This is a genomic window from Bacillus sp. 03113 (assembly GCF_006546985.1).
Lineage (GTDB): Bacteria > Bacillota > Bacilli > Bacillales > Cytobacillaceae > VATK01.
The window spans coordinates 79,390-98,245 of record NZ_VATK01000006.1 but is presented as its reverse complement, the minus strand read 5'-3'; the positions used below and the strand labels follow the sequence as shown (position 1 = coordinate 98,245).

Genomic DNA, 18,856 nt, shown 5'->3' with positions numbered 1-18,856 from the left:
GAGGTGATTAAATGGCCCACGAAACCCAAGTAACGGGCGCTATATCGGAATTGACCGCAGCTAGGGCGATGATGGAATCGCTCGGCTGGGAAATTAGTCGACCGTTAGTGCCAGAAGTTTACGATTTCTTGGCGCGCGATCCGGTCAACGGCGAAAGCTATCGCGTCCAGGTTAAAACCTTGCGCATCCGTACAGACCGAAATAATGCGCTCGTTGTTTATGCGAAGAAAGGAAACGGTAAGCCCTATACGCGTGATGAGATCGATCTGATAGTCGGCGTAAATGGCGATCGTGCTTTTATGTTCGAATGCACGGGTTTATCGGAATATTGGAGCACGGAACAAACGGCTAAGACGCGATGGATTGAATTAACAAATACGAAAACGGAGGCGGTAAATTAATGGCGAAACTAACAGGCGTCAAAACTATCGACATGGTTAACGGTGAAATTACGAAGGTTGCTTATGATGGCGCGGAATACGTGAAGGTTGACGGGAAGGCACAGGCTGGCGATTTAATCCGTTTCACAGTAAATAAGTTAACCGATATTGATAGCGGAGATTTTTTCGAAATTGGCGCGGAGCTAGAGTATTACGATAACGGCGGCGATGAACGCGACGCGAATTTTTACTACGCGGAAGGGTATTTCAATGTTTTCCGCAAAGTAGAAATGCAACATCACGCCAAGCAATCGCCTAGCCTTTCCGAACGTGTTGACGCGCTAGAGAAACGAGTCGAAGCGTTGGAAGGCGAAGCGCCTGCGGAAGAAAGCGACGAACCCCAATACGTCCTAGTTACCGACCGTGAGCCACAAGTTGGCGATTACGTTAAATATGACGATGATCTTAGCGATTACATTACCGCGGACAAATATTACGAAATTATCGAAATTGACAGTTACGGCGACCCGCAGATTATCGACGATGATGGCGATGAATATGATACTGGCGGCGATGATTTCGAAGTTTATGCGAAAGCTGGCGGAAGCGAATCCATTTCGGATGACGACCTAGTAAACCTCGGCGCAATCAAAACGAAGAAAGGCGACTTTGTTAAGTTTCACAAAGATCACGGAAGAAGCACGACTGCCGGTAAGCTGTACGAAGTTGTCGACGATAGCGACTACTACAAAGATGACGAAGGCTATACGGGATTTACAACGAAAGGCTGGGGCGGACTAGAACAGCGTGACGTGTATCGTTTGATTACGGAGTCTGAGCCAAAATTAAAAGTCGGCGATAAAGCACGTTTGCTATCTACTCGTGGAAGCCTAAGTGGATTTAGCGCAGGCGATATCGTAACACTACACGAAAACAAAGTCGGTAAGTCAGATTTTATGGTAAAAAAAGGAGGATCACGCGGATATACAAACGCAAGCAATCTCGAAAAGGTTAGCGAAGAGGAACTAGCGCAAGAATTTCACGTAGGTGATTACGTTAAAATCCTTTCCGCAGGAGAGTACGGCGGGGTAGACGTTGGTACAATCGGTAAAGTATCCGTAGGTCACGGAGAGTCATATGAAATTCGCGTTGATAAGTTAGACGGAAGTGATCACGATTACTTTGTCGCTAGTCAGCTTGAAAAAGTTAGCGAAGCCGACACAAAATTCGCGAAGCCAGGACGTAAGCAAGGCGAATTCAAGAAAGGCGATATTGTTCGCGTGATTAATGGAAGAGGCAGTGGTTTTAGCGGTCATAACGGGACTATTTCGGAAATTGACGAAGATGATGAGTCATCGGTTCCGTATCATGTCATTAAGCCGAAGTCAATTCAAAGCGGAGCAGATACGTGGCTTAGATCGGATCAAATCGAACTAATCGCGCCAGTCGAAAGCCGAGGCGATCGAGCATGATCCATCGTCACGACGCATACCTACAACCGCCCGAGCCAGTCATCGCTGGAAAATGCGCAAACTGTGGCGGCGAGCTATACGACGGATGCGAGTACGTTCGCGACCGGTACGATGACGAGTGGTATTGTGACGATCAATGCTACGTCGAGCGCAGGCGGAATGCTGGCGACTTGGTGACGGAGGTGATCGGTGATTGAAATTACGGTTAAATGTGACGCAGCCCGACGACGCAAAGGAGCGCGTCCAATCGGCAGCACAGCGGAAAGTGGCAGCGACGGAAACGATCGACGAAGCTTGGACGCGAATACTTGCGATGAAAAACTCCGACGCTGACCAAGCGCGACTGATCGAGGTTAAAAACGCAATGCTTTCGGGGGTTCTAGGCAGACATCCCGAGAGCGTTGCAAAGCGCTTTAGTAAGGCGGAGGCGCTTCGGCTTTATAAGGAATTGGCGGAAAGCAAACGGGAGGCTAAGTTAGCGGAATTAGTCGCCAAGACACCGAGTAATTACGTGCTAGTCGATACATTCGAAAAATTATACCGATTGCGCGACGACATAGCAATGTCTGACATAATCGCGTTTGACTGCGAAACATTTGGCGAAAACGGAGGGGCGCTAGACCCGTGGCGCGGCAAAGTTGCGGGCTTCTCCGTTTCCACTCGCCGAGCAAGCTACTACGTGCCGATTAATCATCGCGGAGCAGATCAGTTACACATTCACTCTATCAGCGAAATATGGGACGTATTAGAGGACGCTAAAATCGTTATGCACAATGCGCCCTTTGATTGCAAGTGGTTTGCGGTACATTACGACGTAAATTTAACGGACGCTTTGTACGCAGACACACGTATAATGGCGATGAGTCTTGACGAAAATCGCGACCACCGTTTAAAGAATCTATTAACGGATTGGCTGAAACAGCCGAGCGATAACTTTGACGAATTGTTTCCGAATACGCCGTTTAATGAAATATCGCTTGATGTAGCGCTTCCTTATGCGGCAGGCGATACGGAAAAAACGTTGGCACTATTCGATTGGATTTCGCAATGGTACGACAAGCGACCGGATTTGCAGGAAATCAAGCGCTTGTTTTACGAAGTAGAAATGCCGGTACAGCGTCAGTTTATTAAGTCCGATCTTCGCGGAATTAGGTTCGACGTAGAGCACGCGGCTACACTTGACGCGAAACTTGCTATTGAAGAGGCGGAGTTGTACCGAAAAATAACGGATTTATTTGGCGAAGCAATCAACCTGAATTCGCCGGCGCAACTTAGCAAGAAATTATTCATCGACTTGAAACTAACGGACTACGGAAAAGGTTCAACGAATAGCCGATTCATGAAGAAGTTAAAACGTGAGCATCCGGTTATACCGTTGTTGCTTGAGTATAAGGAGATCGGAAAGCTTCGTTCTGCATTTACGCAAAAGTTGCCGAAAGAGGTAAAGTCGGACGGTAAGATTCACCCGTGGCATAACACTTGGGGCGCAGCGACCGGTCGGTTTACATGTAAGGACCCGAATACGCAACAGATTCCTGCCAAACGACCGGAAGTTCGACAGTTATTCCTGGCAACTGGACCCGACCGTATTCTCGTTTCGATAGATTACAGCCAAATTGAACTTCGTGTATTAGCGCACATGGCGAACGAAAAGGTATTGATTGATGCGTTCGAACATGGTCGCGACATCCACTCGACAACAGCAGCGTTAATCAGTCCGTATTCATACGAGGAAATAGAAGTGAACAAGGACACGGACGGCTCACCGCAACAGAAATATCGAAAGCAAGCGAAGATTGTAAACTTCGGCATTGTGTACGGAATGGGCGCAGGCAAGCTCGCGGATACGTTGGAAATTACGAAGAAAGAAGCGCAAAAGATTATCGACGACTATTTTCGCGGATATCCAGGCATCAAGCGATATATGGACGAACAGCACGCGAAAGTAATGAAGCAAGGATTTGTTACGGATATATTCGGACGCAAGCGCCGATTGCACGAAGATATTAAGTCAAAAGAGAAATGGCGAGTGTTTAGCGCTCAAAGGATGGGCGGAAATTTTCCGATCCAAGCGAGTGCCGGTTCGATATTAAAGAAGGCTATCGTCGACTTGCAGACGGTGTTACCACGGCATGATTCGCACATTCTGCTCCAAGTACACGATGAGCTAGTTCTTGATTGTCCGCGTAATATTACGGAGGAATCGTTGCAGGAAATAAAAACAACGATGGAAAAGGCGGTAAAATTGCTCGTTCCTGTACGTTGCGATGTCGAGATAAATCCGGAAAGATGGCTCGAAAAAGTAAGTAACGAAGATTGGTTCGATATGGAGGAGGACGAATAAATGGAAGATAAACAACAGTTGTTATTTCGCGCTATGCAGTCGGCAAAATTACAGGAGTTGGCGGAGCTAAAAGGCGGAACAGGTCATTTACGTAAGCCATTATCCGTAAAGGAAGAGGAATCGCGCAGAATTAAACGTAAGCAAGCGAAAATGTCGCGAAAGGCTAATCGATGAAGGCACTCGCATTCCTAGCCGTATTCGCCACCGTGCACTTTGTCGCACCATTCGCGGCGCCATCGTTTGCGCCAACGATCATCCAATCGGCAGCCATAACGGTGTTGGCATTCGTGGCTAGGGCGTTGTTGACGGCAAAAGACGAGTATACGTTGTTTATTTACGAAAAGGAGGACGATTAATGGGAAACACTTACGTATTTATCGATTTAGAAACGACAGGGCTTGATTATAAAACGGAACAAATTACGGAAATCGGAGCAATTAAGTTAGACGATAACTTCGACGAGATTGATCGTTTTCACACGATGGTTTCGCTTGAAAAAGGACGGGAATTGCCGGAGTTCATTACGAAGTTAACCGGAATAACCGCGCAGGACTTAGAAGGATGGCCGCCTGAAAACATCTGTTTAACGGAATTAGCGACTTTTATCGGCGACTCTATCGTAGTTGCGCAGAATGCTCCGTTTGATCTTTCATTTATTAGTCGAGGTGACATTTATCCGGAATCATTTATATGTACTCGTGCACTAGCTCGCTACGTTGAGCCAGAATTGTCCGCTAGTTTAAAGGACGTTTGCAAGCGACGCGGAATTGATTTAAATGGTCATCATCGCGCCTTAAATGATGTCGAGGCAACGATCGAAGTATTTAAGGAATATGTGAAGGAAGCGCCTGGCTACGTGTTGCTTAACGTTGTGCTAGACGAACCTAGTCGCCCATTGAAGTTTGTACCGAGAGGATCAAAAATACGTCATATTTACCATGTTGCACTTACGCCGTTAGAAATCGTTGAGATTGCTAGAGCGCTTCCCAACGGAGAATTAAAGGAGCGTCTTTCCGGCGCATCAAACAGAAAGGGAGCGATTAATTGACTCAACAATTAGCGGAAAAAATAGCGAAGGATTTCTTGGACTTCCTAGACGAGTTTCACCTATACGAGCAGCCATATGACGATAAGATGGACGCTGAATTTTACGAACAATATGCACGCGTTCTTCGCGAACAATCCAAGTGGGGCTACTTTAATTGGAAAACGGCGCCCGACGGAACACCTCGTCCGTTATTTTCGCCGAGTGGTGCCGGAAAGAGCGAACGCGAGTTATACGAAAAGGCTATTAAGGCGAAGAAGGATAAACGACCGTCAAATCGAAATCAACGTGATTGGACAGGACTCGGCTCCCAGGTTGGGGCTTATATTCAACGCGAAGTAATGCTTGCGGAATTACACTACGAAAAGCTAACCGGCAAGAAACCGAAGTTTAAATTCGAGCGTACTGAACGAAACGAACCGGCATTTGAACATTTCAAAAAAGTAATTCACGAAGTGGAGCATAATGGCGAAAAGTTCGGCTTAAACGGATTGCCGGACGGAATTCTCGAATATACGAGCGATGATGGCGAAATCTTACGCGTAGGACTCGAAGTAAAGTCGTTTCAAAAAAGCTATACGGAGTTCAAAAAACACGATAAGCCGAAACTCGACCACGAATTGCAAACGACAGTTTATTCGGAAATGTACGGATTGGATTATTACATTATTCTGTATCACCTAACGTATGGAGCCGATTGGGATCGCGAATTTAGTCGAAGTAAAACTTACGGAAGGTTCATAACGCAGGATCATCGCAATGAAATTCTCAACAAGTTTGCTCGCGTTACGAAAGCGTGGAGAACGGGCGTAGCACCGGGATTGGACTTAAACGCATGGAAATATAACGACTACAAGACGTCAATTGCGAAATCACTTACAGAGGAAGAATTGGCGAAAGTGAAAGACCAAGTTCGCCGAATGATGCGTTCTGGATTGCCGGATTGGAAGAAGCAAAGCTATTACGACGTGTACGAATTTATAAAAGAGACTCGCGAAGGGGGAATTGCGTAATGTTAAAAAGTCGCAGAGAACGTAGAGAAGAGGCACGTAAAAATAAAACGAAATTTGAACCGCAATATAACGGGCGTACTCCACAATCATACGAAGAATTTTACGGAGTTGGTTACGAAAGATTTAACAATAAATTCGTAACGATTAAGGAGGTAAAATGAGAATCCTAGCGTTCGACATATCCGCAAGCCCTGGCGTCGCTGTTCTCGAAATCAAGCGAGGTCGCCCGTTGCTTGTCTACGCAGATTCCATCAAAACGGACACATCAACGCCCGACTCGCAAAGATTCGCCTACGTAGAAGCTTTCGCAATAAAGGCGATACACGAACGCGGTCCATTCGACGTAGTAGTGCGCGAACATTTCACGAAGGGCGGAAGCAAGCGCTCAACGCAGCTCGTATTCGGTTCATGGGCGATGATTGACGCGGCGCTCGGTAAATACGGCTATAAAGTAGACGCGGAGATAACACCGACAACCGTTAAGAAAATCGTAGGCGGAAACGGCAGCGCAAGCAAGGAAGAAGTCGAAGCAGGCGTTCGTCGCATATTAGGGCTTGCGGACGATTACGTATTCAAATCGAATGATGAATCGGACGCGGCGGCGATCGGTCTTGCGTATCTGATTCGCGAAGGACTGATCGAAACATGAGCGACGCTGAACTGTACGAAAAATTACTCGTCTCACTCCAACGCGAGCTTATCGAAATTGACCGAAAGATCGAGCAGGCTCGCGTTCATGAGGCGGACTTGCTCGCTAGGCGGGCGGAAGTAGTCGAGGGGATTAGCGGAATAACGAAAATGAAAGGGCGGATTGAATGAATTACGCAAGTTTAAACGAGGACATCAAGCAGTTTACCGAGGTGTTTCCGATAACACCCGATATGAAAATGACGTTCGATGGCGTGTCGCGCTTAATTATGCTCGACCGTTATACGTTCAAGGATACGGAAAAGAAAACGTTAAAAGTCGGCGATTTCGTCGTACTTACTGTAAAAACTGACCCGAAATTCCCTGCGCGTGGTTACGGCTATGTGACCGCAATAGATTGGGCCGAAGGAAAAGCAAGCGTCAAACTGGACGAATCATTTACCGGCGTGTTGGAGGACGATGTTGAAATTACTACAGGCGTCGTGACTCGTCCGTTAGATATTATTGACAAGCCACTCGAAATTTATTACGAGCAGATTGCGAAAAGAAATGCTCGCGGGCTTGCGGCAGTTGAAGAGGACGAAGCAAAGCGTGAACAAAGCCAGCGCGACTTTTACGAGATATTAGTTTCGCTTGACTTCGTGCCAGGCGGTCGCGTTATTTACGGAGCTGGCGCAAATACCGATGTGACATATTTTAACTGTTACGTAATGCCATATCCGAAAGACTCACGCGAAGGCATCGGAGAACACCGCAATAAAGTAATGGAGATCATGTCGCGTGGTGGCGGCGTAGGAACGAACGGATCAACATTGCGCCCAAGGAACGCATTAGCTCGCGGCGTTAACGGAAAGTCAAGCGGTTCCGTTTCATGGCTCGATGACATCGCGAAATTAACCCATCTTGTCGAGCAAGGTGGAAGTCGACGCGGGGCACAAATGCTGATGATGGCGGACTGGCACCCTGACATTATCGAGTTCATCATTTCGAAAATGCAGAATCCTCGGATCATACGATACTTAATCGAAACAACGAACGACGAGCAAATCCGAACGCTCGCGAAAGATAAGCTTAAATTTACGCCGTTGATGCAAGCGGAAAAGGATATTTATGAGAGTTTCATCGAACAAGGCGCTGATAAATGTAACGATGTAGCAATGCAAAAAGCAGAACAAATTCTCGAAGATGGAGGAACATATTCCGTCAATAACGAGGAATTCCTAACGGGCGCTAACATCTCCGTTGCATTAACGAAAGAATTCATGCAAGCAGTCGAGGATGACGCGGAATATGAATTTCGCTTTCCTGACGTTGAAAATTACAGCGCGGAGGAAATGCAGGTGTATAACGATGAATGGCATAAACACGGCGATGTGCGCGAATGGGAAGCTCTAGGGTACGGAATCAAAACGTATCGCACGATCAAGGCGAAGGAATTATGGAATCTCATTAATATTTGCGCAACGTATTCCGCAGAACCTGGCGTGTTCTTCATCGATAACGCAAATGAAATGACAAACGCAGTTGCTTACGGTCAGAAGGTCGTTGCAACTAACCCCTGCGGAGAGCAACCACTCGCACCATATAGCGTTTGTAATCTCGCAGCAGTAAATCTCGCTAACATGGCAAACAAGGAAACGAAAACAGTAGACTATGACCGCCTTAAAAGAACCGTCGAAATCGGCGTTCGGTTGATGGATAACGTAATTGAGGCAACGCCATACTTTATGCCGGAAAACACGAAACAAGCGCAGGGAGAGCGTCGACTAGGTATGGGCGTTATGGGACTTCATGACCTACTAATCTATTGCGAGGCTGAATACGGAAGTGATCTCGGCAATGAAATCGTCGATAAGGTTTTCGAAGTAATGGCGACGACAGCATATCGCGCATCTATTAATCTCGCAAAAGAAAAAGGGAGCTTTCCGTTTTTAGATGACGGATACGATACGGGGAACCGTCGAAAATTTATCGCAAGTGGTTATATGTGTAAAATGCCCGAAGATATTCGCGAAGACATATTTAAACACGGCATACGCAATTCGCACATCTTAACGGTAGCACCGACGGGCTCAACCGGATCAATGGTCGGATGCTCTACCGGATTGGAGCCTTACTTCTCGTTCAGTTACTTCCGCAGCGGTCGACTCGGTAAGTTTATCGAAGTCAAAGCGGAAATCGTACAAGAATATCTCGACGCAAATCCGAGCGCTGATCCGAACAACTTGCCGTCATGGTTCGTTAGCGCGATGGAATTATCGCCGGAAGCGCACGCGGACGTCCAATGTATTATTCAGCGTTGGGTTGATAGCTCGCTTTCCAAGACGGTGAACGCGCCGAAAGGCTACATCGTCAGCCAAGTACAGGCGGTATATGAGCGCTTATACAAAGGCGGAGCAAAAGGTGGCACAATTTACGTCGATGGCTCGCGTGATGCACAAGTGCTTTCGTTGACGGCCGAAGAGAACACGTTTGAGGACGCGGAAATAGAAGCACCAAAAGTCGTGCTAGTGGATACGATTAATGACGTTCGATCTACCGACGTGACTTACGGTAACGAAATTGGCAATAAGTGTCCTGTTTGTCGCAAAGGTGAGGTAATCGACGCGGGCGGTTGCAACACATGTAATAACTGCGGTGTTCAGTTGAAATGCGGTCTATGACGGGCCACTTTTCAATTCTCATCCGTTAAATACATTAGGAGGCGGGTTTATGGCATTTTTCGGAGTAACAGCACGCAATGAGGAACAAAAACGCGCCATGCAAGCGTTAATCAACGATAAACCGTTCACATTCTTAACAGGTCCAGCGGGCAGCGGTAAAACATTAATTGCACAGGCTGTCGGACTAGAGCGCGTAATTGAAGCACCAGTTTACCGCAAAATGATTTATACACGACTACAAACGCAAGTCGGGATGGACGTCGGGGCATTGCCAGGCGATCTAACCGAAAAGACATATCCATTCATTGCTCCGTTTATGGATAATCTCGAAGTCATGAGCGAAAAGTCAAGCGAAATTAAGCGTTACTTAACCGAGGGAGACGATGATAAGCGTAAAGTGTTCTTCGATTCCATTCAAACGATTCGCGGGCGATCGCTTAACTACTCCTTCGTTATGTTCGATGAAATTCAAAATGTCGACATTCATACAATTGCTGCGCTTGGCACGCGTCCGGGCGTGAAAGCAAAGTTCGTTTTCCTCGGCAACTTTTCGCAGATAGATAATCCGAAATTGCGCGGCACTAACACAAACGGGCTATATCGATTGCTAAACGGATTATACGAACGTGGCGCGCATGAATATTTCGACCATATTAATCTAACGAAAACACAGCGTCATCCTGTCGTTGAAGTAGTCGAAGATATTCTGCGTAATCATGAAATGCCTGCGGAATTTGCGGAACTAGAGGCGCGCGGCAATGTCTAAATCCGAAGTTATCCACGTTTTATCCACAGTAAGCAATAAGGACACAATGGCGCGGTTTGTCAGTCGGATGGACTGCGCCACAGTTAGCGAGCTATTCGCGTATTTAGAGTACGCTGACCAAGCGACGATGGGTCGATGGTATGGCGTTTATGCGAGCTTAATTAAGGGAGGCATATCCGATGTTTAACGGTCTGGATTATCGTGATAGAGATTTATTACTCAAGGCAATAGTACGGTTACTAAACGCAATTGCAAGCCATTTTGAGTCTAAACAAGGAGGACGAAACGAATGAATAAACAATACGAAATGGTGGCGGACTTTCAGCGCAAAATGGGTCAGCCAGTGGCGGATAAGCCGACGGTAATGAAATGGGACAGACGAAGTGATCGTTATCATTATATGGAAGAGGAATTAATCGAATTTTTTGAGTCAGACGAATTAGTCGACCAATCAGACGCAATGATAGACCTCATTTATCTCGCAATTGGTACGCTAGTTGAAATCGGCGTCAAGCCTGAAGCCCTATTCGAAATTGTGCATAACGCGAATATGTCGAAGCTATGGCCGGACGGAAAGCCACGCACGAATCCGGAAACTGGCAAAATTATTAAGCCGCCGACATTTGTGCGTCCAGAACCGTTATTGCAGGCGGAAATCGAACGACAAGCATCCGTCAAGACACCGCGCAAGGAATCTCGCAAACTATCCGATTATCATACGGAAACGACGGTTTATCTTGACGAAAGCGAGGCGGAATGATGCTTGATGTCATCGTTACAATCAGCATTTATCTAACATTAATACTAGGTGTCGGAGTACTTATTATTGCTTGCTATTACGTATGGGACTACGCGGTAAAACTTATTTTAACCTTCTTTAAACTCCACGGATTATTTATACGTTTTATGTACGAATATTACAACGAAAAACACCGTAGACCTTCCGATTTAGTGAGACCGGAAATATCGGATAAGGAGGCGGAATGATTGGCGGACAAACAATACTTAGAACTAGCACGACACATACTCGAAAATGGCGTTGAGAAATCCGATCGAACCGGCACAGGCACGCTATCAACCTTCGGCTATCAAATGCGGTTTAACTTAGCAGAAGGTTTTCCGTTGCTGACTACGAAACAATTGCACTGGCCGTCAATTGCGCATGAGCTTTTATGGTTCTTGCGCGGCGACACTAATATAAAGTACCTCGAAGATAATGGCGTTAGGATTTGGCGTGAGTGGTCCGATGAATACGGCGATCTTGGCCCTGTCTATGGGCAACAGTGGCGCGGTTGGAATGTTTGGAATGACAGCGGTGATTTCGTTACAACGGTCGGTCATGATCAAATCGCGGAAGTCATTCAACAAATCCGCACGAATCCAGACAGCCGACGCCTTCTAGTTAGCGCGTGGAATGTCGGCGAACTCGATCAAATGGCGTTGCCTCCGTGCCACTTTGCGTTTCAGTTCTACGTAGCAAATGGACGATTGTCGTGCCAGCTTTACCAACGCTCGGCTGACGTATTCCTCGGCGTTCCGTTCAATATCGCAAGCTATTCGTTATTAACGCACATGATTGCGCACGTAACTGGATTAGAAGTCGGAGAATTTATCCATACGCTAGGCGATGCGCATATCTATACGAATCACATTCCGCAAATGTATGTGCAATTGCAGCGCGAGCCTCGACCGTTGCCAACGTTGAATATTAAGCGTAAAGTAACGGACATTGACGAGATCAAATTCGAAGATTTCGAGATTATTGGCTACGATCCACACCCTAAATTAACCGGAAAGGTGGCAGTATAATATGACTAAAATTCATACGATTGCAGACGAATCACTTGGCGGTGTATTACGCGAATATGTAGAGGTTGACTGGAAGGCTGACGTTGGGGACTACGTAATTATTGTTAATGCAGAGTCAGACTCGTACCATTTTGGCGAATATAGAAACGGTGATATAGCGATTATTAAAAGATTTAGGAATGATGATAGTCAAGTCGGAGTATATGCGGAAACTACGCTTATCGATGGTGAGGACGCGCAGTTATACGCACATGAATACAATGCGTTAGAACCGACCGACATCGTTCAAATCGACGACAGACGCTTTCGCTTAGTCGAGCGAAAAGCCGAGATTGGCGAGGACGTGCTCGTAATTGACGATGCCTGCAATCAATACGACTTTGGCGGAGTATATACGGTTGCATGTGTTGATTATCACGCTCATATACCTTCGAAAAATGGTGGATTGGTCTTCATGGAGGACTATGAGTATTATGTACTCGTTCCGATCGAGCAAGACGATCAACCTATCGAAGCACACGCAGACGATCCCGACAGCATAATTGACTTGCTCGCGAACTTGGCGCGCAGAGTTACGGAATTAGAGGCGGAGCTGAATGAACGCAAGAGAGTAGACGAAAAGCTTGACGCTGACATCCATGCGGAGTCACAGCGCCACATGTACCGTCAACAAGAGACTGAACGCGTATGGGAAAAACTCCAAGGATTAGCGAAGATTACCGAAGCTAACACGGACGACATCGCGGACTTGGACGAACGCATTATCGAGTTAGAAGAAGGCGCAAGCGCGAAGCAGACAGACGTCGTAACATACGAAAAGTTTCTCGACGCTGTTGCGGATAAAGTGGCGGAAAGGCTGGTGGGTCGATGATCCATCGCGACGTCAAAATAACGAAGATTTGTCTAACGGGATTGCTTCGGAGTGGAAAGGATACTGTTGCCGACTATCTTTACGCTAAACACGGCTTCTATTGTACGGCGTTCGGCGACTCTCTAAAGCGAACAGTCGCGGAAGTGTTTCCGTGGTCTGTGACGTCATCAACGAAGCCACGCGCGCTCTTGCAACAATACGGACAGCTTATGCGCGAGATTGATCCCGACGTGTGGGTACGTCATGTTGAGCGTAAGATTGACGCAATGACACGATACTACATCGACAAGGGCGAAACGGAGATAGGCGTCGTGATTTCCGATCTCCGCCAGCCTAACGAGTATGAATGGGCGCGCGCCAACGGTTTTACAATCATTCGCGTCACAGCACCAGAAGAACTCCGCCTAGCCCGTGCGCGATTGGCTGGCGATGATTTTACGGAAAGCGACCTCGATCACGATACCGAAAGTCATGTCGGAAAATTCGAGGTAGATTACGAAATTATTAACGGTGGGACGGTCGAGGAATTGCAGGCGAAGGTTGACGAGATTATGGCGGAAATTAGCGGAGTGAAATAGGCAATCACTCCGGCTTACTCCGTGTCATCTTTCGCTAATTCAAATCCACGCCACCTAACGCCGTTTTGGTCTTCCCAGCCGATGTCTTTAAATTTCACCGGAAGCATATCGCCAGTCAACGCCAATTTCGACGCAATCTCTTTGCCGGCTTTTGCGCCGAGATAGCCGCGCTTGTCGAGCTTAACGGCAGTCGCGTTCGGCACCTTGGCAAGCTCCTGTTTAACTAAACCTAATCTTTTATTTTCAACATCAACGCTGATAACAACGTACTGATAAGCAGACAGTTTTAATTCACGTTTAGCCGTGCTACTTACACCGAGTCGGTAGTATTTATCAATTGTTAACGCAGAGTCACCGCGACTAGCGAGTTTCAACGGTTCAAACGGCATAGTAACACCTCGTTTTTTTCTATAAATATAACGTAATAACAAACGAAAGTCAAACGAACGGGAGGTTATTAGATGGAAGTATGGCGAAATCTAAACGGAATTGTAGAAAACGGAGAAAACTATGCATTGTCTACGTGTGGAAACGTAGTGAATATAACTACCGGACTTGCACTAAAGCCGTCGCAAAAACGATCCGGGTACTGCCAAGTTGTGTTGCAACGTAACAAAAAGCGAAGGTATTACGTGGTTCATCGTTTAGTGGCTATTGCTTTTCTCGAAAATCCAGATAACAAAGCAATGGTCAATCACATAGATGGTGTCAAAACGAATAACCACGTATCTAATTTAGAATGGGTTACGCCTAGCGAGAACAATATACATGCAATAAAAACGGGTCTGGTTAATATAGAAAAACAGACGGAAATATTAGTAAAATTCAACTCCCAAGAAGTAATTCAATACGATTTAAATGGACACGTGATCAACCGGTTCAGTAGTTGTGCAGAAGCATCGCGTAATACCGGTATGCTGGCAGATACGATTCAAAAACAATGTCGAGCCAACGCTAAGCCGCGATTTCGAAACTTTTACTTTAGGTTCGCAGACGAAAAACAAAAGGAAAGGAAGGCTAACTAATGCGTGTTTTAAAACTTCACTCGCGCGTACAGTCCGGCAAGCAACGGCCAGCCTGCGTGGTCAACGAACGTCAGGCATTGCTCGTAAGTGACAGCGTAGTAAGAGTCGGTCTCGGCTTCGCGCAATACTTCGATTGATTTCGCGTGATCGAGCGTCAGATAGCGTCCGCCCGAGTGTAGAACGACAAGGTTATCGTCAACGATGAGCGTGCCGACAGTGTAGCCGTCCAAGCGGTCGATTAGGTCGTTATAGCGAGACATAATAAAGTACCTCCGTTTTGATTTCGTCTTATTGCGTCTATATTAGCGTGTTTAACGACGAAGTGTCAAGCGAAATAAAGCCCGCCAACAATCAGGCGAGCCAACTAACGAAACTAGGCAAGCGTAATAAGCCCGCCTTTGTATAGTTGCGGAACTTCACGCGGCATTTAATTGGCGACACAAGATACGAATAGTCATCGGTCGATTTAGCGATTGGTATTCGGTACACACGCGACTTTTCGCTCGCAGGCACACCGAGTTCCATTACGCCAAGATAGCGCCCATCGGCATCCGAAAGCAGCCATCCGAATTCCTTTTTGCGATATCCGGTCACGAACACATCAGCGTATTGATAGTTAATCACTTTAAGCCACGAATTACTACGTTTGCCGACTTCATAGCGCGAGTCTTTGCGCTTTAAGACGATGCCTTCGAGCGATTGATCCTTTACTGCGTCGAAATAAGCAGCGCCATGACCTTCGACGAATTGCGTCTTGGCGAGCAGCGCAGAATCGGTCGGTATCAATTCCGCAAGTAGTTCTTTGCGCTCGAGTAACGGTCGACTAGTCACACGCTTGCCTTCGTGGTGTATGACGTCAAAGGCAACGAACGAAATAGGCGTTGTATCGCGTGAACTCATAAAGCGACTCATAGCCGCCTCAAAGTCCGGCTTGCCCTCATTATCTGTCGCGATTAACTCGCCGTCTAGCACGGTGCCAGGCGGAATATCAAGCGCGGTTAGTTCGGGAAACTTTGCGGTTATTTCGTTCTTGTGGCGCGAATACAGGCGGACTTTGCCCGCGTTGTCTGCGGAATATATTAAACGGATGCCGTCGAGTTTGAGTTCCGTTAGGTACTTGGAATCTTCGAACGGCGCATCTAACTTGTGTAATAACATTGGCGAAATAAACATCGAAAACACCTCGCTTAATTATAGCACGAATAGGCAGCGTGCTTGACTAGGCGATTAATGGAAATGGAGGAGATTCTTATCGGAACAGTGAAGGTGGATATTAATTCGAAAGAACGGGCGCTAGAAACACGCTACAAGGCGCTGGACAATGCGCAGGGAGTTCGCATGCTACTAGGCGATTACCATGCGCTGGTCAGCCGTCGGGAGGATGATGAAAAATGAGCGTTTGGGATAATGACTTTAACCGTACGTACGCAGAATACCATGGTGCGCCATTGCGTTCGAGAGAATGCGATCATTGCGGGAAAGAATTGATTTCGGGAGAGAAAGCGAAAATACACCGAGAATACGGGCGTCTATGTTTAGACTGCGTTGATTATTTACGTGAGGAGGGTATGATTTGACGAATACAATGTATAGCTTCAAAATCGGTTATCACAATGCTCAGATTCACGAATATATAAACGTCTTGATTTCTTTGTTACGTAAACACAAAAAAGAAGGACGTCCAGTTACCGTGGAGCAAAGAATGCGTAGGGTCGATGTATTATGTGAGGCATATTATCAGGAAATTGGAATTATGCCGAAAGTACCTGCGCTAGAACGTCTAAGTTATATAACGATGTTTGATGAATTGACGGATAATCACCCGGATAAGATGACTCGCGAAGAGTATCCGATTTTAAGCGAAGACCAGGGAGAAAGACGTCAGTTCCGTGAAAGGGTAGCGAAAGACATGTCGATAGGCGACCGTAGATTCTTCGGACGAAGGAAAGTATCATATACGGACGATAATGGAGCCCCGCAAGTGAGAAATTCTAAGCTAGTTGGCAATACTGATGTAATGGAAAGCGTAGATTTGCGTTTAGACTTATTAGACGCGATAGATAAAGCTAATTTAACTACACGTCAAAGACAATCGTTATGGCTAGTTTATGGGGAAGAGATGACGCAGGAAGAAGTAGGGTTCGTTATGGGCATATCGCAACCGATGGTCGCAAAAAATATTGACGTTTCATTGTCGAAATTAAGAAAAATATACGGAATCTAGGTTATAAATTAAACGGTTAGTTACCTGTATAGACGCCGAAAGGGACGAAATAATAAACGCTATAAATAGAACCGACCACGCGGAATCATGCGGACCAAGGTCGGTCGTTTTTAGTTACTATGAAATTTTTACTAAAATAAAGGATAATCCCTCCTTTTGTCGAATTAATTAGGTAGAAAGGAGGTGTGTATTTGGACGCGGTAACAAGAAGTACACTAAATCTATACTTACTTTCTGTTAACTCTTTAATAGATAACGGCGAGAAAGAAACAATTGAATTTATAAATGAAGCTTTAGAAGCTAAAACTGTATTTGATATATTGGAAGTTAAATACGGAGAAAATCAACCTTTTGACTTTGTTGACAGAAATAAGGTCCACGATTTACTACATGACATGTGGGCTACTTTTGACGGCAGAGAAGAGAGAAAGTTTTGGGTATCTAATAATGGATTATGTTTGCTAGTTGCTTATATTGGTGAACTAATGGCAAATTATTAATCCACCTAATTAAAGATCGTCGATTTTTCGGCGTTCTTTTTATTTGCGCTAAACAGTGTAGGCAAGGTGAACGAACGAGTCGGGTATGCTCCGACCAGCCTTTCCGTATCAACTAAACGGAGGGTAACCGATTTGAAAATCGATCATAAAGGAAATACAAGCGAGCACCGTTACTTCGACGGTGTTTTTTCGTATGTAGACGAAAACGGCGAAGCGCGTATATCAGCGCCAGCATATACGCACCGAGTCGTTAGTAACGCACAGACCGAAGCGTATAAGGCGGAACAGGAACGCGAACAATGGCGCAAAGGACGTCAGCCTAGTTTTACCGCGTCGAACATGCTGAATTTGCACGAAGTATATAGCGTGCTTACAACGGCACAATGCGGCTATTTAATGCTGCTACAATGCTACGTAGATTTCGACGGAGGAACGCTGGTAAATCCGAATAAATCTCCGATGACTAAAATCGATATGATGAGCGTGCTACAGCTCGCTAAGAAAACGAGCACCTTTTATGATTTCTTGGACGCATGTATTGCGCACGGCATTATCGCTGAAACTGACGGCGTATTTGCGGTTAATCCACGCTATCATTTTCGTGGCGCATTCGACGATCAGTATATTGTTAAGAGTTACAGCGCCAAGCTAAAGCGTGTCTACCGCGAGGTAAAGGCGGCTGACATCGGACTGATTTATCGCATGCTGCCGTTTATCCATTACGAAACAAACGCACTTTGCGCTAACCCGTTCGAAGCGAATCCGTCACAAATCCGTTGGTTTACGCGGAAAACATTGGCGGAAGCAACTGGCGTCAGTCCTGGCGAAATAAGCCGTAGATTGCCGAGAATGACGTTTGATGGCGAATATGTAATCGCACAGGTTATCGTTGGCGGCAAGCGTATGTACATGTTTAATCCGTGGGTATTTTATCGGAAGAGTAGCGAACCAGATGCGACGTTGCAGGCGGTATTTAACGTTAAGCCAAAACGGAAGTAAAAGACAAAACCTTGCGCCACTTCATTCGCTATCGCTCATTACGTGTCGCTACTATCATTTATTATTTTCCGCATATGGTTTTAATTAAAAGATAGAAGCGCCGAGTGAGGTACGAACGAAGGCGCAGGCTTTGGTAACAAAGACTAAGAAATAATTACACGTTTTTTATAAACGTATAGCATAGAAAACAAGAGGAATACGGCGTAAATAAGCGATTTCTAACGGTTTTTAGCCTTTTTTACTTATTCCGAATAAGCGCACACTTTTAGCCGATTTTTCCGAATAAGCGCACACTTTTATTGCACGAATTTACCACGGCAATTTTATGCGGATGTAACATGGACACTATTACGCATATTAGTAAGAAGGAACACGGCGTATTATTGCGGAAGGTGTTACGCTAAAAATCAGCAAACGCGCTCACCGCGGACAGGTCGCCAAAACTCGAGGGCAAGCGCTGTTTTCCTTTACTATACTAAAGCAACCGTTATGCAAATCGTATGCATAAACGTACTTCCA

General features: G+C 46.1%; 25 protein-coding genes. 22 read left to right on the top strand and 3 right to left on the bottom strand.

What is annotated here, in order from left to right:
* Window positions 1-11 precede the first annotated feature (11 nt).
* The 16 genes from FDO66_RS07010 to FDO66_RS06955 all read left to right on the top strand — a co-directional run bounded on the left by FDO66_RS07010 (window position 12) and on the right by FDO66_RS06955 (window position 13,589).
* Window positions 12-401, top strand: a complete 390-nt coding sequence (locus tag FDO66_RS07010; protein WP_141431932.1) for a PDDEXK-like family protein — start codon at window positions 12-14, stop codon at window positions 399-401.
* On the top strand, window positions 401-1,852 hold the full coding sequence (locus FDO66_RS07005; RefSeq protein WP_141431931.1) for a KOW motif-containing protein: 1,452 nt from the start codon (window positions 401-403) through the stop codon (window positions 1,850-1,852). Before FDO66_RS07010 ends, FDO66_RS07005 begins: the two co-directional genes overlap by 1 nt.
* A gap of 193 nt (window positions 1,853-2,045) precedes the next feature.
* Window positions 2,046-4,196: a DNA polymerase gene (locus tag FDO66_RS07000; protein WP_258535642.1), complete on the top strand. Its 2,151-nt coding sequence runs from the start codon at window positions 2,046-2,048 to the stop codon at window positions 4,194-4,196.
* Window positions 4,197-4,370, top strand: a complete 174-nt coding sequence (locus FDO66_RS20775; RefSeq protein WP_181444480.1) for a hypothetical protein — start codon at window positions 4,197-4,199, stop codon at window positions 4,368-4,370.
* Window positions 4,367-4,552: a hypothetical protein gene (locus FDO66_RS20770; RefSeq protein ID WP_181444479.1), complete on the top strand. Its 186-nt coding sequence runs from the start codon at window positions 4,367-4,369 to the stop codon at window positions 4,550-4,552. The genes FDO66_RS20775 and FDO66_RS20770 overlap by 4 nt, the downstream gene beginning before the upstream one ends.
* Window positions 4,552-5,244: a 3'-5' exonuclease gene (locus tag FDO66_RS06995; RefSeq protein WP_141431930.1), complete on the top strand. Its 693-nt coding sequence runs from the start codon at window positions 4,552-4,554 to the stop codon at window positions 5,242-5,244. Before FDO66_RS20770 ends, FDO66_RS06995 begins: the two co-directional genes overlap by 1 nt.
* Entirely contained in the window at window positions 5,241-6,254 is a 1,014-nt protein-coding gene (locus tag FDO66_RS06990) for a hypothetical protein (RefSeq protein ID WP_141431929.1), read from the top strand. The genes FDO66_RS06995 and FDO66_RS06990 overlap by 4 nt, the downstream gene beginning before the upstream one ends.
* Window positions 6,254-6,415, top strand: coding sequence for a hypothetical protein (locus FDO66_RS20765; protein ID WP_181444478.1), 162 nt, complete (start codon window positions 6,254-6,256; stop codon window positions 6,413-6,415). Before FDO66_RS06990 ends, FDO66_RS20765 begins: the two co-directional genes overlap by 1 nt.
* The gene (locus FDO66_RS06985) at window positions 6,412-6,903 is read left to right on the top strand and encodes a crossover junction endodeoxyribonuclease RuvC (RefSeq protein WP_141431928.1); all 492 of its coding nucleotides are present in this window, start codon (window positions 6,412-6,414) and stop codon (window positions 6,901-6,903) included. The genes FDO66_RS20765 and FDO66_RS06985 overlap by 4 nt, the downstream gene beginning before the upstream one ends.
* A 166-nt stretch (window positions 6,904-7,069) precedes the next feature.
* Window positions 7,070-9,565, top strand: coding sequence for a vitamin B12-dependent ribonucleotide reductase (locus FDO66_RS06980; protein ID WP_141431927.1), 2,496 nt, complete (start codon window positions 7,070-7,072; stop codon window positions 9,563-9,565).
* A 49-nt stretch (window positions 9,566-9,614) separates the two neighbouring features.
* Window positions 9,615-10,331 (top strand): PhoH family protein, encoded by a 717-nt coding sequence (locus FDO66_RS06975; RefSeq protein ID WP_141431926.1) that lies wholly within the window; start codon window positions 9,615-9,617, stop codon window positions 10,329-10,331.
* A gap of 289 nt (window positions 10,332-10,620) precedes the next feature.
* A complete protein-coding gene (locus FDO66_RS06970; RefSeq protein ID WP_141431925.1) occupies window positions 10,621-11,091 on the top strand; it encodes a pyrophosphohydrolase domain-containing protein in 471 nt (156 codons plus the stop codon).
* Window positions 11,091-11,318, top strand: a complete 228-nt coding sequence (locus tag FDO66_RS20760; protein ID WP_181444477.1) for a hypothetical protein — start codon at window positions 11,091-11,093, stop codon at window positions 11,316-11,318. The genes FDO66_RS06970 and FDO66_RS20760 overlap by 1 nt, the downstream gene beginning before the upstream one ends.
* Window positions 11,319-12,140, top strand: coding sequence for a thymidylate synthase (locus FDO66_RS06965; protein ID WP_141431924.1), 822 nt, complete (start codon window positions 11,319-11,321; stop codon window positions 12,138-12,140). It begins immediately after the preceding gene.
* 1 nt (window position 12,141) lies between these two features.
* The gene (locus FDO66_RS06960) at window positions 12,142-13,011 is read left to right on the top strand and encodes a hypothetical protein (protein ID WP_141431923.1); all 870 of its coding nucleotides are present in this window, start codon (window positions 12,142-12,144) and stop codon (window positions 13,009-13,011) included.
* Window positions 13,008-13,589, top strand: a complete 582-nt coding sequence (locus tag FDO66_RS06955; protein WP_141431922.1) for a deoxynucleotide monophosphate kinase family protein — start codon at window positions 13,008-13,010, stop codon at window positions 13,587-13,589. Before FDO66_RS06960 ends, FDO66_RS06955 begins: the two co-directional genes overlap by 4 nt.
* Before the next feature lie 14 nt (window positions 13,590-13,603).
* Here the strand turns inward: FDO66_RS06955 and FDO66_RS06950 are convergent, their stop codons facing one another.
* Entirely contained in the window at window positions 13,604-13,978 is a 375-nt protein-coding gene (locus FDO66_RS06950) for a hypothetical protein (protein WP_141431921.1), read from the bottom strand.
* Between the two features lie 72 nt (window positions 13,979-14,050).
* Here FDO66_RS06950 and FDO66_RS06945 point away from each other — a divergent pair, with 72 nt between their 5' ends.
* On the top strand, window positions 14,051-14,614 hold the full coding sequence (locus FDO66_RS06945) for an HNH endonuclease (protein ID WP_141431920.1): 564 nt from the start codon (window positions 14,051-14,053) through the stop codon (window positions 14,612-14,614).
* An 8-nt stretch (window positions 14,615-14,622) separates the two neighbouring features.
* On the opposite strand, the gene FDO66_RS06940 is transcribed toward FDO66_RS06945, so the two are convergent.
* The gene (locus tag FDO66_RS06940) at window positions 14,623-14,874 is read right to left on the bottom strand and encodes a hypothetical protein (protein ID WP_141431919.1); all 252 of its coding nucleotides are present in this window, start codon (window positions 14,872-14,874) and stop codon (window positions 14,623-14,625) included.
* A gap of 91 nt (window positions 14,875-14,965) precedes the next feature.
* Entirely contained in the window at window positions 14,966-15,787 is an 822-nt protein-coding gene (locus tag FDO66_RS06935) for an ATP-dependent DNA ligase (RefSeq protein WP_141431918.1), read from the bottom strand.
* 57 nt (window positions 15,788-15,844) lie between these two features.
* On the opposite strand from FDO66_RS06935, the gene FDO66_RS20755 reads away from it, so the two are divergent.
* The 5 genes from FDO66_RS20755 (at window position 15,845) to FDO66_RS06915 (ending at window position 18,337) form a co-directional block, all read left to right on the top strand.
* On the top strand, window positions 15,845-16,009 hold the full coding sequence (locus FDO66_RS20755; protein WP_181444476.1) for a hypothetical protein: 165 nt from the start codon (window positions 15,845-15,847) through the stop codon (window positions 16,007-16,009).
* Entirely contained in the window at window positions 16,006-16,191 is a 186-nt protein-coding gene (locus FDO66_RS06930; protein ID WP_141431917.1) for a hypothetical protein, read from the top strand. The genes FDO66_RS20755 and FDO66_RS06930 overlap by 4 nt, the downstream gene beginning before the upstream one ends.
* Window positions 16,192-16,316: 125 nt before the next feature.
* The gene (locus tag FDO66_RS06925) at window positions 16,317-16,838 is read left to right on the top strand and encodes an RNA polymerase sigma factor (protein WP_181444475.1); all 522 of its coding nucleotides are present in this window, start codon (window positions 16,317-16,319) and stop codon (window positions 16,836-16,838) included.
* 191 nt (window positions 16,839-17,029) lie between these two features.
* Window positions 17,030-17,338: a hypothetical protein gene (locus FDO66_RS06920; RefSeq protein WP_141431915.1), complete on the top strand. Its 309-nt coding sequence runs from the start codon at window positions 17,030-17,032 to the stop codon at window positions 17,336-17,338.
* 132 nt (window positions 17,339-17,470) lie between these two features.
* Window positions 17,471-18,337, top strand: coding sequence for a hypothetical protein (locus FDO66_RS06915; RefSeq protein WP_258535641.1), 867 nt, complete (start codon window positions 17,471-17,473; stop codon window positions 18,335-18,337).
* The last annotated feature ends 519 nt before the right edge of the window (window positions 18,338-18,856 follow it).

Excerpts from the sequence above, each read along its gene's own strand:
- FDO66_RS07005 (WP_141431931.1), top strand. The coding sequence starts at position 401 with ATGGCGAAACTAACAGGCGTCAAAACTATCGACATGGTTAACGGTGAA.
- FDO66_RS06950 (WP_141431921.1), bottom strand. The coding sequence starts at position 13,978 with ATGCCGTTTGAACCGTTGAAACTCGCTAGTCGCGGTGACTCTGCGTTA.
- FDO66_RS20770 (WP_181444479.1), top strand. The coding sequence starts at position 4,367 with ATGAAGGCACTCGCATTCCTAGCCGTATTCGCCACCGTGCACTTTGTC.
- FDO66_RS06935 (WP_141431918.1), bottom strand. The coding sequence starts at position 15,787 with ATGTTTATTTCGCCAATGTTATTACACAAGTTAGATGCGCCGTTCGAA.
- FDO66_RS06925 (WP_181444475.1), top strand. The coding sequence starts at position 16,317 with ATGCGTAGGGTCGATGTATTATGTGAGGCATATTATCAGGAAATTGGA.
- FDO66_RS06995 (WP_141431930.1), top strand. The coding sequence starts at position 4,552 with ATGGGAAACACTTACGTATTTATCGATTTAGAAACGACAGGGCTTGAT.
- FDO66_RS06980 (WP_141431927.1), top strand. The coding sequence starts at position 7,070 with ATGAATTACGCAAGTTTAAACGAGGACATCAAGCAGTTTACCGAGGTG.
- FDO66_RS20765 (WP_181444478.1), top strand. The coding sequence starts at position 6,254 with ATGTTAAAAAGTCGCAGAGAACGTAGAGAAGAGGCACGTAAAAATAAA.
- FDO66_RS06940 (WP_141431919.1), bottom strand. The coding sequence starts at position 14,874 with ATGTCTCGCTATAACGACCTAATCGACCGCTTGGACGGCTACACTGTC.
- FDO66_RS06985 (WP_141431928.1), top strand. The coding sequence starts at position 6,412 with ATGAGAATCCTAGCGTTCGACATATCCGCAAGCCCTGGCGTCGCTGTT.
- FDO66_RS06970 (WP_141431925.1), top strand. The coding sequence starts at position 10,621 with ATGAATAAACAATACGAAATGGTGGCGGACTTTCAGCGCAAAATGGGT.
- FDO66_RS07010 (WP_141431932.1), top strand. The coding sequence starts at position 12 with ATGGCCCACGAAACCCAAGTAACGGGCGCTATATCGGAATTGACCGCA.
- FDO66_RS20775 (WP_181444480.1), top strand. The coding sequence starts at position 4,197 with ATGGAAGATAAACAACAGTTGTTATTTCGCGCTATGCAGTCGGCAAAA.
- FDO66_RS06955 (WP_141431922.1), top strand. The coding sequence starts at position 13,008 with ATGATCCATCGCGACGTCAAAATAACGAAGATTTGTCTAACGGGATTG.
- FDO66_RS06975 (WP_141431926.1), top strand. The coding sequence starts at position 9,615 with ATGGCATTTTTCGGAGTAACAGCACGCAATGAGGAACAAAAACGCGCC.
- FDO66_RS06960 (WP_141431923.1), top strand. The coding sequence starts at position 12,142 with ATGACTAAAATTCATACGATTGCAGACGAATCACTTGGCGGTGTATTA.
- FDO66_RS06945 (WP_141431920.1), top strand. The coding sequence starts at position 14,051 with ATGGAAGTATGGCGAAATCTAAACGGAATTGTAGAAAACGGAGAAAAC.
- FDO66_RS20755 (WP_181444476.1), top strand. The coding sequence starts at position 15,845 with ATGGAAATGGAGGAGATTCTTATCGGAACAGTGAAGGTGGATATTAAT.
- FDO66_RS20760 (WP_181444477.1), top strand. The coding sequence starts at position 11,091 with ATGCTTGATGTCATCGTTACAATCAGCATTTATCTAACATTAATACTA.
- FDO66_RS06930 (WP_141431917.1), top strand. The coding sequence starts at position 16,006 with ATGAGCGTTTGGGATAATGACTTTAACCGTACGTACGCAGAATACCAT.